Origin of the sequence: Staphylococcus sp. EG-SA-18, assembly GCF_017151825.1 — a bacterium.
Lineage (GTDB): Bacteria > Bacillota > Bacilli > Staphylococcales > Staphylococcaceae > Staphylococcus > Staphylococcus aureus.
Window position 1 is genome coordinate 37806 of record NZ_JACYVY010000064.1, and the last position, 21627, is coordinate 59432.

The following is a 21627-nucleotide window of genomic DNA, read 5'->3' on the forward strand; positions in this document are numbered from 1 at the left end:
CATGTCTAAATTAATTAAAGGTATTGCCGCATCTGATGGTGTCGCAATTGCTAAAGCTTATTTATTAGTTGAGCCAGACTTAACATTCGACAAAAATGAAAAAGTCACTGATGTTGAAGGAGAAGTTGCAAAGTTCAATAGCGCTATCGAAGCTTCTAAAGTTGAGTTAACTAAAATTAGAAATAATGCAGAGGTTCAACTAGGTGCTGATAAAGCTGCTATCTTTGATGCACATTTATTAGTTTTAGATGACCCTGAATTAATTCAACCAATCCAAGATAAGATTAAAAATGAAAACGCTAATGCTGCTACAGCATTAACGGATGTAACAACACAATTTGTTACAATTTTTGAATCTATGGATAACGAATACATGAAAGAACGTGCGGCTGATATTCGCGACGTTTCTAAACGTGTGTTATCACATATTTTAGGTGTAGAATTACCGAATCCGAGTATGATTGATGAAAGCGTTGTTATTGTAGGGAATGACTTAACGCCATCTGATACTGCTCAATTAAATAAAGAATTCGTACAAGGTTTTGCTACAAACATTGGCGGAAGAACAAGTCACTCTGCAATTATGAGTCGTTCTTTAGAAATTCCAGCAATTGTTGGTACAAAATCAATTACTCAAGAAGTTAAACAAGGCGACATGATTATCGTAGATGGATTAAATGGTGATGTAATCGTTAATCCAACTGAAGATGAGTTAATCGCTTATCAAGATAAACGTGAGCGTTATTTTGCTGACAAGAAAGAATTACAAAAACTACGTGATGCTGATACTGTTACAGTTGATGGTGTTCACGCAGAGCTTGCTGCAAATATTGGTACACCTAATGATTTGCCAGGTGTTATTGAAAATGGTGCACAAGGTATCGGCTTATATAGAACTGAGTTTTTATATATGGGTCGTGACCAAATGCCTACAGAAGAAGAACAATTTGAAGCTTATAAAGAAGTATTAGAAGCAATGGACGGTAAACGTGTTGTTGTACGTACTTTAGATATAGGTGGAGATAAAGAATTATCATACTTAAACTTGCCTGAAGAAATGAATCCATTCTTAGGTTACCGTGCGATTCGTTTATGCCTTGCGCAACAAGATATTTTCAGACCACAGCTACGTGCATTATTACGTGCATCAGTTTATGGTAAGTTAAATATCATGTTCCCAATGGTTGCAACAATTAACGAATTTAGAGAAGCTAAAGCTATATTATTAGAAGAAAAAGAAAACCTTAAAAATGAAGGTCATGACATTTCGGATGATATAGAATTAGGAATCATGGTAGAGATACCTGCAACAGCAGCATTAGCTGATGTCTTTGCTAAAGAAGTAGATTTCTTCAGTATCGGTACAAATGATTTAATTCAATACACATTAGCTGCTGACCGTATGTCAGAGCGTGTATCATATCTATACCAACCATATAACCCTTCAATCTTACGTTTAGTTAAACAAGTTATTGAAGCGTCACATAAAGAAGGTAAATGGACAGGTATGTGTGGTGAAATGGCTGGAGATGAAACAGCTATTCCATTATTGCTTGGTTTAGGTTTAGATGAGTTCTCTATGAGTGCAACGTCTATTCTGAAAGCAAGAAGACAAATTAATGGTTTAAGTAAAAATGAAATGACTGAACTTGCTAACCGTGCAGTCGACTGTGCAACGCAAGAAGAAGTTATTGAATTAGTTAACAACTACGTAAAATAATTAATTCTTTCGAAAGACAGAATTATAAATAAACCCGAAGTATTCATTGTGAGTAATTATGAATACTTCGGGTTCTTTTTTATGATTTATGTTAATTTCAATGGAATGTTGTTGCTAACTAATTAAACAACTATGTGTCATTAACAAAATGTTGTTCTTTAATTAATGTTAGTTAATTTAAAAATCGATATTTAATTTATGATAGCTATAAATGATGAAGTTGATTTAGATGAAAATTAATCTTGGATATTTAATACTTTGTTGATTTCATCAAGATCAACATGGTACATTGGATTACCATTCAACAAAATAAACGGAGTTGAAAAAGCATCAAAATCTATCATTTCGTTTCGATATTGTTGATTGTTGATATTTCTCTCTTCAAAATCAATTTGATGCTCATTAAGATAATTTTTTACAAATGTACAAGGTGGGCAATCATTCTGCGTATAAACGATTATTTCTGACATGTATCATGCTCCTTCGTGTTTTATTCTAATGTAATATACACAATTATACATTGAAATTCAAATTTGTGAACACATTGTGAACTGACATAAATTATACACAATTTCATAGCGCATAATGTTTTAAAAATACACATTATAGCAATTATAATTAAGTTCATTGTGTTGTCATCAAAAAAAGAAAAAGGTGATGTTTTTAAATGGATACAGTTGAAATCAGTCGGTTTTTGACAGCTATGACTTTAGCAGTTCATATCATTTTTGCAACGATTGGTGTTGGTATGCCTTTAATGTTCGCAATTGCAGAATTTTTAGGTATTCGCAAAAATGATCTTCAATATATAGCTATGGCCAAAAGATGGGCTAAAGCTTATACAATTACTGTAGCAGTGGGAGTTGTTACAGGTACAATTATAGGACTTCAATTATCATTGATTTGGCCTACATTTATGGAAATGGGTGGACACGTTATTGCACTTCCATTATTTATGGAAACATTTGCGTTCTTCTTTGAAGCTATTTTCTTAAGTATATATTTATATACTTGGGATCGTTTTAAAAATAAATGGACACATTTCTTAATTAGTATACCAGTAATTATTGGTGGCTCTTTCTCAGCATTCTTCATTACTTCAGTGAATTCATTTATGAATACGCCTGCAGGTTTTGAGTTGAAGAATGGAAAGATGGTCAATGTTCAACCTATAGAAGCGATGTTTAACCCATCGTTTATAGTTCGATCATTTCACGTAATTACTACAGCCGGTATGACGATGGCATTTGTTATTGCATCAATAGCAGCTTTTAAATTATTGCGTAATCGTCAACCTAAAGATACTGTCTACCATAAGAAAGCTTTGAAAATGTCTATGATAGTTGGATTCTTTTCAACATTACTTTCTATGTTGGCAGGGGATTTATCTGCAAAATTTTTGCATAAATTCCAACCTGAAAAATTAGCAGCTTATGAATGGCATTTCGATACATCTTCCCATGCTAAATTATTATTATTTGGTGTGTTAGATGAAAAGACTCAGCAAGTTAAAGGTGCGATTGAATTACCTGGACTATTGAGTTTCTTAGCAGATAATAGTGTCAAAACTAAAGTGCAAGGGTTAAATGATTTTCCAAAAAGTTTACATCCGCCTATGATTGTCCATTATTTCTTTGATTTAATGGTAACGATGGGAATTTTATGTTTTGTCATTTCAGGTGTTTATGTTTTAACTTTAATGTTTAAAAAGCTTAGAAAGTTTTCTACTCATAAATGGATGCTTTACGGAATATTATTAACAGGACCAGCTTCAATGCTAGCTATAGAATTTGGATGGTTCTTAACAGAGATGGGTAGACAGCCTTGGATTGTTCGTGGTTATATGCGCGTGGCAGAAGCAGCAACACAAGCAGGCGGAATAACCTTCGTTACAATTTTATTTGGCATATTGTACATCATTTTAATGTATACATGTGCATACGTATTAATTCGTATGTTTAAAAATAAACCGGCGTATGAAGATGTAAATCGTTTAGCCAAGAAGCAAGGAGGAGAAATAGAAAAATGATTTATGCATTTATAGGTATAACAGTGTTATGGTTGTTTTTATTTTGCTATATCATTATTGCTTCTATAGATTTTGGGGCAGGTTTCTTCGCATTGCATTCAAAGTTAACTGGTGATGAAAAGAAAATTAATCACTTAATTTCACGTTATTTAAACCCAGTTTGGGAAGTTACGAATGTATTCTTTGTTTTCTTCTTCGTAGGATTCGTAGGTTTCTTTCCAGAGTCAATCAAATATTTAGGCACGGTATTGTTAATACCAGGTTCAATAGCACTGATTATGATATCGTTGAGAAACAGTTTTTATGCATTTGAAAATTATGGTCAAGATACAAAATTAGCATGGATGATCATGTATGGGGTAAGTGGATTATTAATTCCAGCTTCATTATCTACTGCTTTAACTATTACAGAAGGTGGCTATATTAATGTTCGAAACAATGTTATCGATCTAGATTGGGTGCAGTTACTATTAAGCCCATTTGCTTGGTCTGTAGTATTCTTGGCAATTATTTCAGTTTTATATATTTCATCAGGATTTTTGACATATTATGCTAAAAAAGCAAATGACGAACCAGCATATAATTTAACAAGACAATGGCACATATTTTTAGGGCCGCCGATGATTATCATTTGTTTATTCGTATTTCTATCATTACGCATTCAAAATTCTGAACATTTTTATTCAGCTGTTTTTGACTATTGGTGGATGTTTGCTATAAGTTTCTTATTCTTTGCATTAGCTTCATTGTTAACATTCTTTAAGAAAAAACATGGTTTGGCTTTTGTATTTGTTATTTTACAAATGATGTTCGCGTTCTTTGGCTATGGAATTAGTAAATTGCCATACCTTTTATATCCGTTTGTAAAAATTACAGATGCATATGTTAATCCAGAAATGGGCTGGACATTAGTGATTGTCTTTATTTTAGGTTTACTTTTATTACTTCCATCGTTAATATTATTATTAAGATTATTTGTTTTCGACAAAGAATATGTTGAAGGAAAGAAATCATAAGTTGAGACGATACCCCAACTTTCATTTACTTGCATTACTGCATTTAGATAATTTAGTTGGGGTACTCATTTATAATAATTTTAAATTTATATTTTCAATGAATTGATGAAAATCATTTAATGGAGGGCGAGTATGGGTAAAGAATATGTAGTCATCGGTCTAGGTCGTTTTGGAGGTAGTATCGTTCGTGAGTTGAATGCATTAGACATGGATGTAATGGCCATCGACCATGATGAAAATAGAGTGAATGAATATAGTGATATCGCTACTCATGCGGTTGTTGCAGACACAACAGATGAAGCAGTTATGAAAAGTTTAGGTATCCGTAACTTTGATCATGTCATTGTGGCAATTGGTGAAAATATTCAATCAAGTACGTTGACGACTTTAATTTTAAAAGAGTTAGGTGTAAAAAAAGTAACTGCTAAAGCACAAAATGATTATCATGCAAAGATTTTAAATAAAATTGGAGCAGATACGGTTGTGCACCCTGAGCGTGATATGGGTAGACGTATTGCGCATAATGTTGCGAGTGCAAGTGTACTTGATTATCTTGAGTTGGCAGACGAGCATTCTATTGTAGAATTGAAAGCAACTGAAAAGATGGCGGGGCAGTCTATCATTGATTTAGATATAAGAGCACAATATGGAATTAACATTATTGCAATTAAACGAGGCAAAGAGTTCATCATTTCACCAAATCCAAATATTAATTTAGAAATAGGTGATATTTTAATCATGATTGGACATGATAATGATTTAAATCGCTTTGAAAAAAATATTGCGACGAGATAATCGGGAGTGGGACAGAAATGATATTTTCTCAAAATTTATTTCGTCGTCCCACCCCAACTTACATTGTCTGTAGAAATTGGGAATCCAATTTCTCTTTGTTGGGGCCCACACCCCAACTCGCATTGCCTGTAGAATTTCTTTTCGAAATTCTCTATGTTGGGGCCCCTGACTAGAATTGAAAAAAGCTTGTTACAAGCGCATTTTCGTTCAGTCAACTACTGCCAATATAACTTTGTAGAGCATTGAACATTGATTTATGTCTCAAGCTCATCATATATAAAGAAAAAGCTACTAACAATGGGTGGTGAGTTTAATTAAAACTTCACTTCAAAGTTAGTAGCTTTTTGATTATTTATTGTTTGATTCTTTTTGTTCGTTTACCTTCATAATGACTGGTAAAATCATTGGTTTTCTAGCTGTTTTTTCAAATAAATAAGGTTGTAATGTTTCAATGATAGAAGATTTAATCTGATGCCATTGAATATCTTTATTTTGATTTAACTTACTAATAACATCAGTTTTGATTTTGCGTTGTGCATCATAAATTAATTGACCTGATTCCCTCATATATACAAATCCTCGAGAAATAATGTCTGGACCAGAAAGTAATTTATTTGTATTAAAATCAATACTAACAACAACGATAACTAAACCTTCTTCAGATAATAGCTTACGGTCTCTTATTACAACATTACCGATATCACCGATACCACTACCATCAACAAGTACATTACCAGATGGAATGCGACCAGCTTTACGTGCTGAATCGTGTGTTAAAGCTAAGACATCTCCAATATCAAAGATGAAGACATTATCTTCTTCAACGCCGCATTCAACACCAGTCTCACCATGTGCTTTTAACATACGGTATTCACCATGAATAGGTAAGAAATATTTCGGCTTGATTAATCGAAGCATTAATTGTTGATCACCTTGAGAACCATGCCCTGAAGTATGGATGTTAGAAATCTTGCTATGGATAACATCTGCACCAGCTTTATACAAGGAATTAATAGTTCTGTTAATACTTTTTGTATTACCTGGGATAGGTGATGAACTAAATACAACGGTATCTTCAGGTATAATTTTAATTTGCTTATGAGTACCATTAGCAATTCTAGATAATGCTGCCATTGGTTCACCTTGTGAACCAGTACATAGTATCAATAACTCATGCTTCGGTACGGTATTAATTTTATTAGGTTCAATAAATGTTTCAGGTGGTGCTTTAATATAACCAAGTTCCATACCGATTTTAATATTGTTTTCCATCGAACGACCGAACGTAACAATTTTACGGTTATTTTTGATAGCAGCTTCAACTGCTTGTTGAACTCGGTAAATATTAGAAGCGAAGGTAGCAAATATAATACGACCTTTACAATTACGGAAGATCTTATCTACGTTTTGACCAACTTCACGTTCGCTTAAAGTAAAATCAGGCACAAGTGAATTTGTTGAGTCTGAAAGTAAACATAGAACGCCTTCTTCGCCTAATTGAGCCATTTTAGCAATGTTTGCTGGTTTGCCTACAGGTGTAAAATCAAATTTAAAGTCACCGGTATGAACTACTTTTCCTTCAGGTGTATCTACGATGACGCCATAAGTTTCAGGAATACTATGCGTAGTTAAGTAGAAAGAAATCGTAAAGTGCTTAGATTTAATCACACTGTCCTCATTGATTTCATTTAGTTTAGCAGTACGTAATAAATGATGTTCTTCAAGTTTATTACGGATTAAACCTAATGCTAAAGGACCACCATAAATAGGTATATTAAGTTGTTTTAATAGGAAGGGCACACCGCCTATATGGTCTTCGTGACCATGTGTTATAAATAGGCCAACAATTTTATCTTGGTTTTGAACTAGATATGTGTAGTCAGGTATAACATAATCAATCCCTAATAAGTTATCATCTGGGAATTTGATACCTGCATCGATAATGACAATTTCGTCTTTATACTCAACTGCATAAGTATTTTTACCGATTTCACCTAGACCTCCAAGTGCATATACACCTACTTCATTTGGATGTAATTGTTTCATTATTTAGCAATCTCCACATTAAAGTGTTCTGAGTTTTCTTTTTCGTAATCTAAATGTGCGCCCTCTAATTTAGTGATAAATTCGATATTAAAATTACGATCTTTCAAGTAACGACGTACTTGTTCTTCTGTTTGAGCTTCAACATAAAGTGATTGTGTATTTTCACGCACAATTACCTCGTCTCTGTTATGTTGATAAAAAACTTTAAATACTGCCATGTTAAAAATTCCTCCTAAGAATGTTTGTTTAATTTATTGTTAACCCTAGTAAAATCGTATTGGAGTATATATCGATAAATTCATTCCAATCATCTCTATAATGTAACTTAATAACGATTTGGTTAATAACTAGGTTCATCATGTCGTTCATTTTAAAAAATTAGTGAAATAACACTAAAATTTCAGTTAAATCTTATTTTACATGATGAATGATAATAAATAAAGCAGTTTATCTCACTAGAAATCGAAGTATTTCGAATAAATGTGCAGTTCTATTTATTAAAATAAATGTAGAGATTATAAATTAATGTTAAGAAAGAATTAAAGGATTTTATATGAAACGGTAAAATTTAAATGAGGGGATAAAAAGTTTGGTAGAAAGGTGAATATATTTAACTGTTGTTTATTCGAAAAAGTTGTACAAGAAAAAGCTTAGGACATAATATTTATCCTAAGCTTTGATAATTAGTAAAAATGTGCTTTAAACTTCTACAGCATCTGTATGTGGTTGTAATGGGTGATCTTTGTCAATGTGATCATAGAACATTACACCATTTAAATGGTCAATTTCATGTTGGAAAACAATTGCTGGATATCCTTTTAGACGTAATTGTATATCATTACCTTCGATGTCTTTGGCTTTAATTGTAATTCTATTATGACGGTGAACTAGACCAGCAACATTATCATCGACACTAAGGCAACCTTCACCAGTTGGTAAATAAGCTTCTTGAACGCTATGACTTACAATTTTTGGGTTCACAAGCATATAGTCATAAGATTTGCCACTGCCATCATCTGGTATTAAAACAGCAATCATACGTTTAGAAATATTAATTTGAGGTGCAGCCAAACCAACGCCTGAACGTAAACCATATCGTTTCGCGATTTCCTCATCTTGACTATTTACTAAAAACTCTCTCATGGCGATTAATGTTTCTTTTTCTTCTTTAGTTAATGGTAATTCTAACTCAGCTGCTTTTTGACGCAAAGTTGGATGACCATCTCTAATGATGTCTTTCATTGTTAACATATATTGCACCTTCCTTATTTTAATTTGTTTTAGTTGAATGACAGTAAAAAGGTTGTTAAGATACTCATACATTTTTATGTGTAAATATCTACAAAGTTAACCAACTACTGCCAATGTTTATTTTAGATAGTATATGTAAATTTTCAGATATGCTAATTGCTTAAAAAATGATTAAAGTGTTGGTTTCAAGCAATGATACTTTAGAAATTTATTTATCATCTTGACTTTAAAAATTATATTATAAATGACGTAACTGTCAACAGATATACTTAGTAATGAAGATGTGTAATGTAATTGTTTAAAATTGATTTCCAAGCAGATTTTATTTATCATTTAATTTAAATAGCAAGTGGAGGTACAAGTAATGAAATTTGGAAAAACAATCGCAGTAGTATTAGCATCTAGTGTCTTGCTTGCAGGATGTACTACGGATAAAAAAGAAATTAAGGCATATTTAAAGCAAGTGGATAAAATTAAAGACGATGAAGAACCAATTAAAACTGTTGGTAAGAAAATTGCTGAATTAGATGAGAAAAAGAAAAAATTAACTGAAGATGTCAATAGTAAAGATACAGCAGTTCGCGGTAAAGCAGTAAAGGATTTAATTAAAAATGCCGATGATCGTCTAAAGGAATTTGAAAAAGAAGAAGACGCAATTAAGAAGTCTGAACAAGACTTTAAGAAAGCAAAAAGTCACGTTGATAACATTGATAATGATGTTAAACGTAAAGAAGTAAAACAATTAGATGATGTATTAAAAGAAAAATATAAGTTACACAGTGATTACGCGAAAGCATATAAAAAGGCTGTAAACTCAGAGAAAACATTATTTAAATATTTAAATCAAAATGACGCGACACAACAAGGTGTTAACGAAAAATCAAAAGCAATAGAACAGAACTATAAAAAGTTAAAAGAAGTATCAGATAAGTATACAAAAGTACTAAATAAGGTTGGTAAAGAAAAGCAAGACGTTGATCAATTTAAATAATTAATATAATACAGATGGTAGGAAACAACTAATACAGTTCCTATTATCTGTATCTTTTTTTATTAAAACAGAACTTTTTCAAATGGTTTAACAGTCCCATTTATTTGTGGTACAATTATTAAGGATAAAATGAATTTCTATACAATTATGGGAAAGGTATGGTGAATTGAATGGCTCCTAAGTTACAAGCCCAATTCGATGCAGTAAAAGTTTTAAATGATACTCAATCGAAATTTGAAATGGTTCAAATTTTGGATGAGAATGGTAACGTCGTAAATGAAGACTTAGTACCTGATCTTACGGATGAACAATTAGTGGAATTAATGGAAAGAATGGTATGGACTCGTATCCTTGATCAACGTTCTATCTCATTAAACAGACAAGGACGTTTAGGTTTCTATGCACCAACTGCTGGTCAAGAAGCATCACAATTAGCGTCACAATACGCTTTAGAAAAAGAAGATTACATTTTACCGGGATACAGAGATGTTCCTCAAATTATTTGGCATGGTTTACCATTAACTGAAGCTTTCTTATTCTCAAGAGGTCACTTCAAAGGAAATCAATTCCCTGAAGGCGTTAATGCATTAAGCCCACAAATTATTATCGGTGCACAATACATTCAAGCTGCTGGTGTTGCATTTGCACTTAAAAAACGTGGTAAAAATGCAGTTGCAATCACTTACACTGGTGACGGTGGTTCTTCACAAGGTGATTTCTACGAAGGTATTAACTTTGCAGCAGCTTATAAAGCACCTGCAATTTTCGTTATTCAAAACAATAACTATGCAATTTCAACACCAAGAAGCAAGCAAACTGCTGCTGAAACATTAGCTCAAAAAGCAATTGCTGTAGGTATTCCTGGTATCCAAGTTGATGGTATGGATGCGTTAGCTGTATATCAAGCAACTAAAGAAGCACGTGACCGCGCAGTTGCAGGTGAAGGTCCAACATTAATTGAAACTATGACATATCGTTATGGTCCTCATACAATGGCTGGTGACGATCCAACTCGTTACAGAACTTCAGACGAAGATGCTGAATGGGAGAAAAAAGACCCATTAGTACGTTTCCGTAAATTCCTTGAAAACAAAGGTTTATGGAATGAAGACAAAGAAAATGAAGTTATTGAACGTGCAAAAGCTGATATTAAAGCAGCAATTAAAGAGGCTGATAACACTGAAAAACAAACTGTTACTTCTCTAATGGAAATTATGTATGAAGATATGCCTCAAAACTTAGCAGAACAATATGAAATTTACAAAGAGAAGGAGTCGAAGTAAGCCATGGCACAAATGACAATGGTTCAAGCGATTAATGATGCGCTTAAAACTGAACTTAAAAATGACCAAGATGTTTTAATTTTTGGTGAAGACGTTGGTGTTAACGGCGGTGTTTTCCGTGTTACTGAAGGACTACAAAAAGAATTTGGTGAAGATAGAGTATTCGATACACCTTTAGCTGAATCAGGTATTGGTGGTTTAGCGATGGGTCTTGCAGTTGAAGGATTCCGTCCGGTTATGGAAGTACAATTCTTAGGTTTCGTATTCGAAGTATTTGATGCGATTGCTGGACAAATTGCACGTACTCGTTTCCGTTCAGGCGGTACTAAAACTGCACCTGTAACAATTCGTAGCCCATTTGGTGGTGGCGTACACACACCAGAATTACACGCAGATAACTTAGAAGGTATTTTAGCTCAATCTCCAGGTCTAAAGGTTGTTATTCCTTCAGGCCCATACGATGCGAAAGGTTTATTAATTTCTTCTATTAGAAGTAATGACCCAGTCGTATACTTAGAGCATATGAAATTGTATCGTTCATTCCGTGAAGAAGTACCTGAAGAAGAATATACAATTGACATTGGTAAGGCTAATGTGAAAAAAGAAGGTAATGACATTTCAATCATCACATACGGTGCAATGGTTCAAGAATCAATGAAAGCTGCAGAAGAACTTGAAAAAGATGGTTATTCTGTTGAAGTAATTGACTTACGTACTGTTCAACCAATCGATGTTGACACAATTGTAGCTTCAGTTGAAAAAACTGGTCGTGCAGTTGTAGTTCAAGAAGCACAACGTCAAGCTGGTGTTGGTGCAGCAGTTGTAGCTGAATTAAGTGAACGTGCAATCCTTTCATTAGAAGCACCTATTGGAAGAGTTGCAGCAGCAGATACAATTTATCCATTCACTCAAGCTGAAAATGTTTGGTTACCAAACAAAAATGACATCATCGAAAAAGCAAAAGAAACTTTAGAATTTTAATACATTTTAAAAGTTAACGAAGTTAGCGTATTTTAGTCTCATTGATTAAAATGAAATGTTTAATTTACGAAATCTTAGGAGGGCAAAAACGTGGCATTTGAATTTAGATTACCCGATATCGGGGAAGGTATCCACGAAGGTGAAATTGTAAAATGGTTTGTTAAAGCTGGAGATACTATTGAAGAAGACGATGTTTTAGCTGAGGTACAAAACGATAAATCAGTAGTAGAAATCCCATCACCAGTATCTGGTACTGTAGAAGAAGTTATGGTAGAAGAAGGTACAGTAGCTGTAGTTGGTGACGTTATTGTTAAAATCGATGCACCTGATGCAGAAGATATGCAATTTAAAGGTCATGATGATGATTCATCATCTAAAGAAGAACCTGCGAAAGAGGAAGCGCCAGCAGAGCAAGCACCTGTAGCTACTCAAACTGAAGAAGTAGATGAAAACAGAACTGTTAAAGCAATGCCTTCAGTACGTAAATACGCACGTGAAAAAGGTGTTAACATTAAAGCAGTTTCTGGATCTGGTAAAAATGGTCGTATTACAAAAGAAGATGTAGATGCATACTTAAATGGTGGTGCACCAACAGCTTCAAATGAATCAGCTGCTTCAGCTACAAGTGAAGAAGTTGCTGAAACTCCTGCAGCACCTGCAGCAGTAACATTAGAAGGCGACTTCCCAGAAACAACTGAAAAAATCCCTGCTATGCGTAGAGCAATTGCGAAAGCAATGGTTAACTCTAAGCATACTGCACCTCATGTAACATTAATGGATGAAATTGATGTTCAAGCATTATGGGATCACCGTAAGAAATTTAAAGAAATCGCAGCTGAACAAGGTACTAAGTTAACATTCTTACCTTATGTTGTTAAAGCACTTGTTTCTGCATTGAAAAAATACCCAGCACTTAACACTTCATTCAATGAAGAAGCTGGTGAAATCGTTCATAAACATTACTGGAATATCGGTATTGCAGCAGACACTGATAGAGGATTATTAGTACCTGTTGTTAAACATGCTGATCGTAAGTCTATTTTCCAAATTTCAGATGAAATTAATGAATTAGCTGTTAAAGCACGTGATGGTAAATTAACAGCCGATGAAATGAAAGGTGCTACATGCACAATCAGTAATATCGGTTCAGCTGGTGGACAATGGTTCACTCCAGTTATCAATCACCCAGAAGTAGCAATCTTAGGAATTGGCCGTATTGCTCAAAAACCTATCGTTAAAGATGGAGAAATTGTTGCAGCACCAGTATTAGCATTATCATTAAGCTTTGACCACAGACAAATTGATGGTGCAACTGGCCAAAATGCAATGAATCACATTAAACGTTTATTAAATAATCCAGAATTATTATTAATGGAGGGGTAAAACATGGTAGTTGGAGATTTCCCAATTGAAACAGATACTATAGTAATCGGAGCAGGTCCTGGTGGATACGTTGCAGCAATTCGTGCAGCTCAATTAGGACAAAAAGTAACAATCGTTGAGAAAGGTAATCTTGGTGGTGTTTGCTTAAACGTAGGATGTATTCCTTCAAAAGCATTACTACATGCTTCTCACCGTTTTGTTGAAGCACAACATTCTGAAAACTTAGGTGTTATTGCTGAAAGTGTTTCTTTAAACTTCCAAAAAGTTCAAGAATTCAAATCATCAGTTGTTAATAAATTAACTGGTGGTGTTGAAGGCTTACTTAAAGGTAACAAAGTTAACATCGTTAAAGGTGAAGCATATTTCGTAGATAACAATAGCTTACGTGTTATGGACGAAAAGAGCGCACAAACATACAACTTTAAAAATGCAATCATTGCAACAGGTTCAAGACCAATTGAAATTCCTAATTTCAAATTCGGTAAACGTGTTATCGACTCAACAGGTGCTTTAAACTTACAAGAAGTACCAGGTAAATTAGTTGTAGTTGGTGGAGGATACATTGGATCAGAATTAGGTACAGCATTTGCTAACTTTGGTTCAGAAGTAACCATCCTTGAAGGTGCTAAAGATATCTTAGGTGGCTTCGAAAAACAAATGACACAACCTGTTAAAAAAGGTATGAAAGAAAAAGGTGTTGAAATCGTTACTGAAGCTATGGCTAAATCAGCTGAAGAAACAGATAACGGAGTTAAAGTTACTTATGAAGCTAAAGGCGAAGAGAAAACAATCGAAGCTGATTATGTATTAGTAACTGTAGGTCGTCGTCCAAACACAGACGAATTAGGCCTAGAAGAATTAGGTGTTAAATTCGCTGACCGTGGATTATTAGAAGTTGATAAACAAAGCCGTACGTCTATCAGCAATATCTATGCAATTGGTGATATCGTTCCAGGTTTACCACTTGCTCACAAAGCTAGCTATGAAGCTAAAGTTGCTGCTGAAGCAATTGATGGTCAAGCTGCTGAAGTTGATTACATTGGTATGCCAGCAGTATGCTTTACTGAACCAGAATTAGCTACAGTTGGTTATTCAGAAGCGCAAGCTAAAGAAGAAGGTTTAGCAATTAAAGCTTCTAAATTCCCATATGCAGCAAATGGTCGTGCATTATCATTAGATGATACTAACGGATTTGTTAAACTTATTACACTTAAAGAAGATGATACTTTAATCGGTGCTCAAGTAGTTGGTACTGGTGCATCAGATATTATCTCTGAATTAGGTTTAGCAATTGAAGCTGGTATGAATGCTGAAGATATCGCATTAACAATCCATGCACATCCAACATTAGGTGAGATGACTATGGAAGCAGCAGAAAAAGCTATCGGATACCCAATCCATACAATGTAATAACTGATTATCTATAAAGATTCAGTCATTAAAAGCTGTAGCATATGCTACGGCTTTTTTGTTTTAGGTAAAGTAATGTAAGGAAATTGATTTGAGATATCGTTAACATGTGACATGCATGTTATACTAGCGATGCTAACAAAAGAATTGAAATGGAGGGTTCAACAATGGAATATGAGTATCCAATTGATTTAGACTGGAGTAATGAAGAGATGATTTCAGTGATAAATTTCTTTAATCATGTAGAGAAGTATTATGAATCCGGCGTGACGGCAGGCGACTTTATGGGTGCATATAAAAGATTTAAAGAAATTGTGCCTGCTAAAGCAGAGGAAAAACAAATTTTTAATACTTTCGAAAAAAGTAGTGGCTATAATAGTTACAAAGCAGTTCAAGATGTAAAAACTCACTCTGAAGAACAAAGAGTAACAGCTAAAAAATAATTCGTTCGAAATTAATACAATTTAATAGGAATTTTTCTTTAAAACTATTGCTAATAAAGCTATATTTTGATACCTTTATCAAGTGTTAAACAAAATGTTTGATAAAAGTAAACTTAATATAGCTTTTTTAGGTGGAAAAATAAATGAACATAGGTAATAAAATTAAAAATCTTAGAAGAATTAAAAATTTAACGCAAGAAGAACTTGCTGAACGTACAGACTTATCGAAAGGCTACATTTCACAAATAGAAAGTGAACATGCCTCACCAAGTATGGAAACTTTCTTAAATATTATAGAGGTGTTAGGAACGACGCCAAGTGAATTTTTTAAAGACAGTGAAAATGAAAAAGTATTATACAAGAAGGAAGAACAAGTTATTTATGATGAGTATGATGAAGGTTATATATTAAATTGGTTAGTTTCAAAGTCAAATGAATATGATATGGAGCCATTAATATTAACTTTAAAGCCTGGAGCATCATATAAAAATTTTAATCCATCAGAGTCTGATACGTTTATTTATTGTATGTCAGGTCAGATAACACTTAATTTAGGCAAAGAGATATATCAAGCACAAGAAGAAGACGTTTTGTATTTTAAAGCACGAGATAATCATCGTTTGTCAAACGAATCAAACAATGAAACACGAATACTTATTGTAGCGACAGCTTCATATTTATAGGGGGGATCTTATTTGGAACCGTTATTATCATTAAAATCAGTTAGTAAAAGCTATGATGATCTTAATATCTTAGATGACATAGATATTGATATTGAATCAGGATACTTTTATACATTATTAGGTCCTTCAGGTTGTGGTAAAACAACAATTTTAAAATTAATTGCAGGGTTTGAATATCCTGACAGTGGTGAAGTGATTTATCAAAACAAACCAATTGGTAATTTACCACCAAATAAACGTAAAGTGAATACAGTCTTTCAAGATTATGCATTATTTCCACACTTAAACGTCTATGATAATATCGCTTTTGGTTTGAAATTAAAAAAATTATCAAAAACCGAAATTGATCAAAAAGTAACTGAGGCATTAAAATTAGTAAAACTTTCAGGTTATGAAAAAAGAAATATTAATGAAATGAGTGGCGGACAAAAGCAACGTGTTGCAATTGCACGTGCTATCGTAAATGAACCAGAAATATTATTGTTAGATGAATCTTTATCCGCATTAGATTTGAAATTGCGTACTGAAATGCAATATGAATTACGAGAATTGCAATCTAGATTAGGTATTACATTTATATTTGTAACACATGATCAAGAAGAAGCGTTAGCATTAAGTGACTTTCTTTTTGTATTAAAAGATGGGAAAATTCAACAATTTGGCACACCAACAGATATATATGACGAACCAGTGAATCGATTTGTAGCTGATTTTATTGGAGAATCTAATATTGTTGAAGGGCGCATGGTTAGAGATTATGTCGTGAATATTTATGGGCAAGATTTCGAATGTGTCGATATGGGTATTCCTGAAAATAAAAAAGTAGAAGTCGTTATTCGACCAGAAGATATATCATTAATCAAAGCTGAAGAAGGATTATTTAAAGCAACTGTTGATTCTATGTTATTTAGAGGGGTCCACTATGAAATATGTTGTATAGACAATAAAGGTTATGAATGGGTAATACAAACGACTAAAAAAGCTGAAGTAGGCAGTGAAGTTGGTCTTTATTTTGATCCTGAAGCCATTCATATTATGGTTCCTGGAGAAACAGAAGAAGAATTTGATAAACGTATTGAAAGCTATGAGGAAGTAGACAATGCGTAATACTAATAAATTTCTCTTAATCCCGTATTTACTATGGATGGTTATATTTATTATTGTACCAGTTGTATTACTCATTTATTTTTCATTTTTAGATATCAATGGACATTTTAGTTTCACGAATTATCAACAAATTTTTACTACAAAATATTTGAAAATGTTTGCATATTCAATTTTATATGCCGCTTTAATAACAATTATTACCTTGACTATCAGTTATCCAGCTGCCTATTATATTACTCGTTCGAAATTTCAAAATATCTTATTAATGATAATGATTATTCCAACATGGATAAATTTATTGTTAAAGACATATGCTTTTATAGGTTTATTAAGTCATGATGGCGTGATTAATCAATTTTTCCACTTATTTAATTTACCATCATTCAATTTGTTATTTACAACTGGTGCGTTTTTAGTAGTGGCAAGTTACATTTATATACCATTTATGATTTTACCTATATTTAATAGCATGAAAGCAATTCCTAATAATTTATTGCAGGCCTCAAGTGATTTAGGTGCCAGTCCTTTCTATACTTTTAGAAAAGTAATCATGCCGTTAACAAAAGAAGGTGTTATGACTGGGATTCAAGTAACCTTTATTCCATCACTTTCATTATTTATGATTACAAGATTAATTGCAGGTAATAAAGTCATAAATATAGGTACGGCAATAGAGGAACAATTTTTAACAATTCAAAATTATGGTATGGGATCAACTATAGCTATATTCTTAATTGTATTTATGGCATTCATTTTAATCATTACAAAATCATCTAATGGGAGAGGGTGAATCATATGAAATGGTATGGAAAGCTGTATATCGGGATACTTTTAGCGATTTTATACATCCCAATATTCTTTTTAATGTTCTATTCATTCAATTCGGCTGGTAATATGATTCACTTTGAACATTTTACATTAGAGCATTATCAATCATTATTTCAAAATGATCATTTAATGTCGGTCATTTTTAATACGATAGCTGTAGCACTTTTAGCAGCCTCAATTTCTACAGTTATTGGTACATTTGGTGCCATTGCTATTTATTATTTAAGAAATAAAAAGTTTAAAGTAACTTTACTAACATTGAATAATGTCTTGATGGTATCATCCGACGTTGTCATAGGTGCATCATTCTTAATTATGTTTACAACGATTGGCCATTTTACTGGTCTTGGTTTAGGATTTTGGACAGTTCTAATATCTCATATTGCATTTTGCATACCTATAGTTGTGATTATCGTCTTACCACAACTGTATGAAATGAATAATAATATGTTAAATGCTGCAAGAGATTTAGGAGCGACTGAACCACAATTATTAAGCAACATTATTATTCCTAATATTTTACCTTCTATTATAGGAGGATTCTTTATGGCTTTAACTTATTCACTAGACGATTTCACAGTAAGTTTCTTCGTTACTGGTAATGGCTTTAGTGTGTTATCAGTTGAAGTTTATGCTATGGCGAGAAAAGGAATTAGTATGGAAATTAATGCGATTTCAACATTACTGTTTGCTGTTATTGTATTAGGAATACTAGGATATTATTTGATTCAATACGTGATAAATAAGAAAAAACTAATCAAGCGAGGTGTAAAATAATGAAACGTTTTTTACAACTCATTATAGGTGCATTAGTTGTGGGTATGCTTTGTCTTACTTTAAGTCATTGGTTTAAATCTAAAGAACAAGTGCATACAAATCAAAAAATTTACGTATACAATTGGGGCGAATATATTGATCCAGAGTTAATTAAGAAATTTGAAAAAGAAACTGGCATTCAAGTCGTTTATGAAACTTTCGATTCAAATGAAGCGATGGAAGCCAAAATTCGCAATGGCGGTACACATTATGATGTTGCTTTTCCTAGTGAATATACAGTTCAAAAATTGAAAAGAGATCATTTATTGTTACCAATAGATCATAATAAGGTACCTAATATTAAAAATTTAGATTCAGATTATATGAATATGTCATTTGATAGAGGCAATAAATATTCTTTACCTTATTTCTTTGGAACTGTAGGTATTTTATATAATAAAGAAAAGTATCCAAATGAATCATTTGATAGTTGGAAGTCATTGTATAATCCTAAATTTAAAAACCAAATTTTACTAGTTGACGGTGCTAGAGAGATTATAGGCATGAGTTTGAATAAACTTGGGTATAATCTTAATGACCGTAATTCGCACCATTTAAAAGAAGCAGAGCGAGATTTAACCAAACTAGCACCACAAGTAAGAGGTGTCGTAGGTGATGAAATTACCATGATGCTTCAACAAAATGAAGGTAACATAGCGGTTGTTTGGAGTGGTGTTGCAGCACCTCTAGTGCAAGAAGGGGATAAATATAATTATGTTATTCCTAAAGAAGGATCGAATTTATGGTTCGACAATATGGTAATTCCAAAAACGGCACAAAATAAAGAGGGTGCATATAAATTTATGAATTTTTTATTAGATGCTAAAAATAACAAGCAAAATACAGAATTCGTAGGCTATGCAACGCCAAACAAGGCTGCTCGACAATTGTTGCCTAAAGAGATTAAAGACGACCATCGTTTTTATCCGACTAAGAAAGAGCAAGAACGCCTTGAAGTTTATAAAGATTTAGGACCTGAAGTTTTAAGTGAATACAATGAAAACTTTTTGAATTTCAAAATGTCATTAAAATAAAATCATAAATAGTAGTTATTTACTGTATATTTAGTTATAATAACGGGATAAGTACTATAAGGAGTTGTAACGAATGACTGGAGAACAATTTACTCAAATTAAACGTCCAGTAAGTAGATTAACTGAAAAAGTTCTAGGTTGGTTATGTTGGGTGATGTTATTAGTGCTTACTGTCATTACGATGTTTATAGCACTTGTTTCATTCAGTAATAACACATCGATTGCTAATCTTGAAAATACATTAAACAATAATGCATTTATCCAGCAATTATTAGCTGGAAATGGCTATAATACAACACAATTTGTAATATGGTTACAAAATGGTATATGGGCTATTATCGTTTACTTTATTGTTTGTTTGTTGATTTCATTTTTAGCTCTCATATCTATGAATATAAGAATCTTGTCAGGTTTCTTATTCTTAATATCAGCAATTGTAACGATTCCTTTAGTTTTACTTATCGTTACTTTAATCATTCCGATATTATTCTTTATTATTGCGATGATGCTATTTATAAGAAAAGATAAAGTTGAAATGGTTGCGCCACAATATTATGAAGAGTATAACGGACCGATTTATGATTATCGTGAACCTGTGTATGAGCGCCCCCAACCGAAAGATGATTATTATGATGTGCCTAAATATGAAAAAGAATTGGATAAATCAAATACTGTATATGATCAAGAACAGGAAAGAGATAAATATGATCAATTTCCTAAACGTGCAGTTGAAAGTGAATATAATCATGATGAGCGCACTGAGGAAGAACCATCAGTATTATCCAGACAGGCTAAATACAAACAAAAAAGTACTGAAGAACTAGGTATTGAAGATGATGGTTATTATGCAGAACCTGAAGTTGATCCAAAAGAATTGAAAGCACAACAAAAGCGAGAAAAAGCTGAAATTAAAGCTAAGAAAAAAGAAAAACGTAAAGCTTATAACCAACGAATGAAAGAACGTAGGAAAAATCAACCTAGCGCAGTTAGTCAACGTCGAATGAATTTTGAAGAGCGACGTCAAATTTACAACAATGATATTTCTGAAGAACGCAATTCAAGTGAAGTTAAGGACAAAAAAGAGCAAGAATAAATATTGATGATACCCAGATTAGTAAGCAGAGGTCTTTTGCTTATTAATCTGGGTTTTTATATGAGGTTAATTATCGATAACGTTTAATTAAAGTGTTTAGGTGTCATAATTTTAAATGACGATTTCTCATTACTATACACCTAAATTATCATCAATCTGAATTCAGATGTTTATTATAAAAATTAGATGAAAAATATGTTAATATACAAGTAATTTAATGTGCGTATATCTATAGGCTCGTAGTATACTTATTAAAATATTAAACAAAGAAAGGATTTTAAGATGAATAGAAAACCTGAATTAATCATGGCTTGGATTGCAAATAGTATTAGTATTATTTATTTATTAGTTATGGGGCTATCCTATTTTTCTTTAAAAAGTGGTAATGCATCACAACGTGAAGAATTAGCGAAGCAATTATCTCAGAACGGTGGCAAGGTTTCTTTAGATATGCTTCAGACAACAATGGGTGCATTAGCAATTATTTTATTAATTTCAACACTTTATGGTATATTTGCGACAATTTGTATTAAAGGACGTAGAAAATTATCGATTATACTTTTTGTTATCGCGATAATTGTAAGTTTGATGGCTCTTAATTTAATTGCAATTGTCTTATGGGTTATCGTGATGATTATGTTGATTTCTAAAAAAGAATCAAAAGAAACTACACATAAGGACGATGAGTATATTTATCATTAATATGTTCATAGCAAAA

At 32.7% G+C, this 21627-nt stretch carries 22 protein-coding genes; 17 read left to right on the plus strand and 5 right to left on the minus strand.

The window, feature by feature from the left end:
- Nucleotide 1: 1 nt before the first annotated feature.
- A complete protein-coding gene (gene ptsP / locus IDG66_RS12190) occupies nucleotides 2-1720 on the plus strand; it encodes a phosphoenolpyruvate--protein phosphotransferase (RefSeq protein ID WP_000040052.1) in 1719 nt (572 codons plus the stop codon).
- Between the two features lie 236 nt (nucleotides 1721-1956).
- Here ptsP and nrdH read toward each other — a convergent pair whose 3' ends face one another.
- Entirely contained in the window at nucleotides 1957-2190 is a 234-nt protein-coding gene (gene nrdH / locus IDG66_RS12195) for a glutaredoxin-like protein NrdH (RefSeq protein ID WP_001289618.1), read from the minus strand.
- 197 nt (nucleotides 2191-2387) lie between these two features.
- Here nrdH and IDG66_RS12200 point away from each other — a divergent pair, with 197 nt between their 5' ends.
- The 3 genes from IDG66_RS12200 (at nucleotide 2388) to IDG66_RS12210 (ending at nucleotide 5560) form a co-directional block, all read left to right on the plus strand.
- The gene (locus IDG66_RS12200; protein WP_000381849.1) at nucleotides 2388-3749 is read left to right on the plus strand and encodes a cytochrome ubiquinol oxidase subunit I; all 1362 of its coding nucleotides are present in this window, start codon (nucleotides 2388-2390) and stop codon (nucleotides 3747-3749) included.
- Nucleotides 3746-4765: a cytochrome d ubiquinol oxidase subunit II gene (locus IDG66_RS12205; protein ID WP_000638453.1), complete on the plus strand. Its 1020-nt coding sequence runs from the start codon at nucleotides 3746-3748 to the stop codon at nucleotides 4763-4765. The genes IDG66_RS12200 and IDG66_RS12205 overlap by 4 nt, the downstream gene beginning before the upstream one ends.
- Before the next feature lie 132 nt (nucleotides 4766-4897).
- Nucleotides 4898-5560 carry a potassium channel family protein gene (locus tag IDG66_RS12210; RefSeq protein WP_000514290.1) on the plus strand — a complete coding sequence of 221 codons (663 nt, stop codon included), beginning with the start codon at nucleotides 4898-4900 and terminating at the stop codon, nucleotides 5558-5560.
- A gap of 348 nt (nucleotides 5561-5908) precedes the next feature.
- On the opposite strand, the gene rnjA is transcribed toward IDG66_RS12210, so the two are convergent.
- The 4 genes from rnjA to def form a co-directional block, all read right to left on the minus strand.
- On the minus strand, nucleotides 5909-7606 hold the full coding sequence (rnjA, locus tag IDG66_RS12215) for a ribonuclease J1 (RefSeq protein WP_000811375.1): 1698 nt from the start codon (nucleotides 7604-7606) through the stop codon (nucleotides 5909-5911).
- Nucleotides 7606-7824 (minus strand): DNA-dependent RNA polymerase subunit epsilon, encoded by a 219-nt coding sequence (locus IDG66_RS12220; protein WP_000257888.1) that lies wholly within the window; start codon nucleotides 7822-7824, stop codon nucleotides 7606-7608. The genes rnjA and IDG66_RS12220 overlap by 1 nt, the downstream gene beginning before the upstream one ends.
- Nucleotides 7825-7852: 28 nt before the next feature.
- On the minus strand, nucleotides 7853-7975 hold the full coding sequence (locus tag IDG66_RS12225) for a hypothetical protein (RefSeq protein ID WP_001788599.1): 123 nt from the start codon (nucleotides 7973-7975) through the stop codon (nucleotides 7853-7855).
- A gap of 330 nt (nucleotides 7976-8305) precedes the next feature.
- Nucleotides 8306-8857, minus strand: a complete 552-nt coding sequence (gene def / locus IDG66_RS12230; RefSeq protein WP_000957036.1) for a peptide deformylase — start codon at nucleotides 8855-8857, stop codon at nucleotides 8306-8308.
- A gap of 364 nt (nucleotides 8858-9221) precedes the next feature.
- On the opposite strand from def, the gene IDG66_RS12235 reads away from it, so the two are divergent.
- The 13 genes from IDG66_RS12235 (at nucleotide 9222) to IDG66_RS12295 (ending at nucleotide 21611) form a co-directional block, all read left to right on the plus strand.
- Nucleotides 9222-9848 (plus strand): YkyA family protein, encoded by a 627-nt coding sequence (locus IDG66_RS12235; protein WP_000668339.1) that lies wholly within the window; start codon nucleotides 9222-9224, stop codon nucleotides 9846-9848.
- Nucleotides 9849-10018: 170 nt separating this feature from the next.
- Nucleotides 10019-11131, plus strand: coding sequence for a pyruvate dehydrogenase (acetyl-transferring) E1 component subunit alpha (gene pdhA, locus IDG66_RS12240; protein ID WP_000035320.1), 1113 nt, complete (start codon nucleotides 10019-10021; stop codon nucleotides 11129-11131).
- A gap of 3 nt (nucleotides 11132-11134) precedes the next feature.
- A complete protein-coding gene (locus IDG66_RS12245; RefSeq protein WP_000068176.1) occupies nucleotides 11135-12112 on the plus strand; it encodes an alpha-ketoacid dehydrogenase subunit beta in 978 nt (325 codons plus the stop codon).
- Nucleotides 12113-12202: 90 nt separating this feature from the next.
- A complete protein-coding gene (locus IDG66_RS12250) occupies nucleotides 12203-13495 on the plus strand; it encodes a dihydrolipoamide acetyltransferase family protein (protein WP_000863440.1) in 1293 nt (430 codons plus the stop codon).
- A 3-nt stretch (nucleotides 13496-13498) separates the two neighbouring features.
- Nucleotides 13499-14905: a dihydrolipoyl dehydrogenase gene (gene lpdA, locus IDG66_RS12255; protein ID WP_000260117.1), complete on the plus strand. Its 1407-nt coding sequence runs from the start codon at nucleotides 13499-13501 to the stop codon at nucleotides 14903-14905.
- A 167-nt stretch (nucleotides 14906-15072) separates the two neighbouring features.
- A complete protein-coding gene (locus tag IDG66_RS12260) occupies nucleotides 15073-15348 on the plus strand; it encodes a UPF0223 family protein (RefSeq protein ID WP_000455597.1) in 276 nt (91 codons plus the stop codon).
- A gap of 143 nt (nucleotides 15349-15491) precedes the next feature.
- The gene (locus tag IDG66_RS12265; protein ID WP_001020625.1) at nucleotides 15492-16031 is read left to right on the plus strand and encodes a helix-turn-helix domain-containing protein; all 540 of its coding nucleotides are present in this window, start codon (nucleotides 15492-15494) and stop codon (nucleotides 16029-16031) included.
- 12 nt (nucleotides 16032-16043) lie between these two features.
- Nucleotides 16044-17138 (plus strand): ABC transporter ATP-binding protein, encoded by a 1095-nt coding sequence (locus IDG66_RS12270; protein WP_000433551.1) that lies wholly within the window; start codon nucleotides 16044-16046, stop codon nucleotides 17136-17138.
- Nucleotides 17131-17928 (plus strand): ABC transporter permease, encoded by a 798-nt coding sequence (locus IDG66_RS12275; RefSeq protein ID WP_001246559.1) that lies wholly within the window; start codon nucleotides 17131-17133, stop codon nucleotides 17926-17928. The genes IDG66_RS12270 and IDG66_RS12275 overlap by 8 nt, the downstream gene beginning before the upstream one ends.
- A 5-nt stretch (nucleotides 17929-17933) precedes the next feature.
- Complete coding sequence (locus IDG66_RS12280) at nucleotides 17934-18743, plus strand: ABC transporter permease (protein WP_000872390.1); 810 nt, start codon at nucleotides 17934-17936, stop codon at nucleotides 18741-18743.
- A complete protein-coding gene (locus tag IDG66_RS12285) occupies nucleotides 18743-19816 on the plus strand; it encodes an ABC transporter substrate-binding protein (protein WP_000819690.1) in 1074 nt (357 codons plus the stop codon). Before IDG66_RS12280 ends, IDG66_RS12285 begins: the two co-directional genes overlap by 1 nt.
- 73 nt (nucleotides 19817-19889) lie before the next feature.
- The gene (auxB, locus tag IDG66_RS12290; RefSeq protein WP_000145499.1) at nucleotides 19890-20909 is read left to right on the plus strand and encodes a lipoteichoic acid stability factor AuxB; all 1020 of its coding nucleotides are present in this window, start codon (nucleotides 19890-19892) and stop codon (nucleotides 20907-20909) included.
- A 282-nt stretch (nucleotides 20910-21191) separates the two neighbouring features.
- Nucleotides 21192-21611: a DUF4064 domain-containing protein gene (locus IDG66_RS12295; protein WP_001080462.1), complete on the plus strand. Its 420-nt coding sequence runs from the start codon at nucleotides 21192-21194 to the stop codon at nucleotides 21609-21611.
- Nucleotides 21612-21627 lie beyond the last annotated feature (16 nt).

What these genes read in the sequence shown, in the direction of transcription:
- IDG66_RS12220 (WP_000257888.1), bottom strand. Translation starts at nt 7,824, where the DNA reads ATGGCAGTATTTAAAGTTTTTTATCAACATAACAGAGACGAGGTAATT.
- IDG66_RS12275 (WP_001246559.1), top strand. Translation starts at nt 17,131, where the DNA reads ATGCGTAATACTAATAAATTTCTCTTAATCCCGTATTTACTATGGATG.
- IDG66_RS12200 (WP_000381849.1), top strand. Translation starts at nt 2,388, where the DNA reads ATGGATACAGTTGAAATCAGTCGGTTTTTGACAGCTATGACTTTAGCA.
- IDG66_RS12235 (WP_000668339.1), top strand. Translation starts at nt 9,222, where the DNA reads ATGAAATTTGGAAAAACAATCGCAGTAGTATTAGCATCTAGTGTCTTG.
- lpdA (WP_000260117.1), top strand. Translation starts at nt 13,499, where the DNA reads ATGGTAGTTGGAGATTTCCCAATTGAAACAGATACTATAGTAATCGGA.
- IDG66_RS12295 (WP_001080462.1), top strand. Translation starts at nt 21,192, where the DNA reads ATGAATAGAAAACCTGAATTAATCATGGCTTGGATTGCAAATAGTATT.
- def (WP_000957036.1), bottom strand. Translation starts at nt 8,857, where the DNA reads ATGTTAACAATGAAAGACATCATTAGAGATGGTCATCCAACTTTGCGT.
- auxB (WP_000145499.1), top strand. Translation starts at nt 19,890, where the DNA reads ATGACTGGAGAACAATTTACTCAAATTAAACGTCCAGTAAGTAGATTA.
- IDG66_RS12225 (WP_001788599.1), bottom strand. Translation starts at nt 7,975, where the DNA reads ATGAACGACATGATGAACCTAGTTATTAACCAAATCGTTATTAAGTTA.
- ptsP (WP_000040052.1), top strand. Translation starts at nt 2, where the DNA reads ATGTCTAAATTAATTAAAGGTATTGCCGCATCTGATGGTGTCGCAATT.
- IDG66_RS12210 (WP_000514290.1), top strand. Translation starts at nt 4,898, where the DNA reads ATGGGTAAAGAATATGTAGTCATCGGTCTAGGTCGTTTTGGAGGTAGT.
- rnjA (WP_000811375.1), bottom strand. Translation starts at nt 7,606, where the DNA reads ATGAAACAATTACATCCAAATGAAGTAGGTGTATATGCACTTGGAGGT.
- pdhA (WP_000035320.1), top strand. Translation starts at nt 10,019, where the DNA reads ATGGCTCCTAAGTTACAAGCCCAATTCGATGCAGTAAAAGTTTTAAAT.
- IDG66_RS12285 (WP_000819690.1), top strand. Translation starts at nt 18,743, where the DNA reads ATGAAACGTTTTTTACAACTCATTATAGGTGCATTAGTTGTGGGTATG.
- nrdH (WP_001289618.1), bottom strand. Translation starts at nt 2,190, where the DNA reads ATGTCAGAAATAATCGTTTATACGCAGAATGATTGCCCACCTTGTACA.
- IDG66_RS12265 (WP_001020625.1), top strand. Translation starts at nt 15,492, where the DNA reads ATGAACATAGGTAATAAAATTAAAAATCTTAGAAGAATTAAAAATTTA.
- IDG66_RS12280 (WP_000872390.1), top strand. Translation starts at nt 17,934, where the DNA reads ATGAAATGGTATGGAAAGCTGTATATCGGGATACTTTTAGCGATTTTA.
- IDG66_RS12245 (WP_000068176.1), top strand. Translation starts at nt 11,135, where the DNA reads ATGGCACAAATGACAATGGTTCAAGCGATTAATGATGCGCTTAAAACT.
- IDG66_RS12260 (WP_000455597.1), top strand. Translation starts at nt 15,073, where the DNA reads ATGGAATATGAGTATCCAATTGATTTAGACTGGAGTAATGAAGAGATG.
- IDG66_RS12205 (WP_000638453.1), top strand. Translation starts at nt 3,746, where the DNA reads ATGATTTATGCATTTATAGGTATAACAGTGTTATGGTTGTTTTTATTT.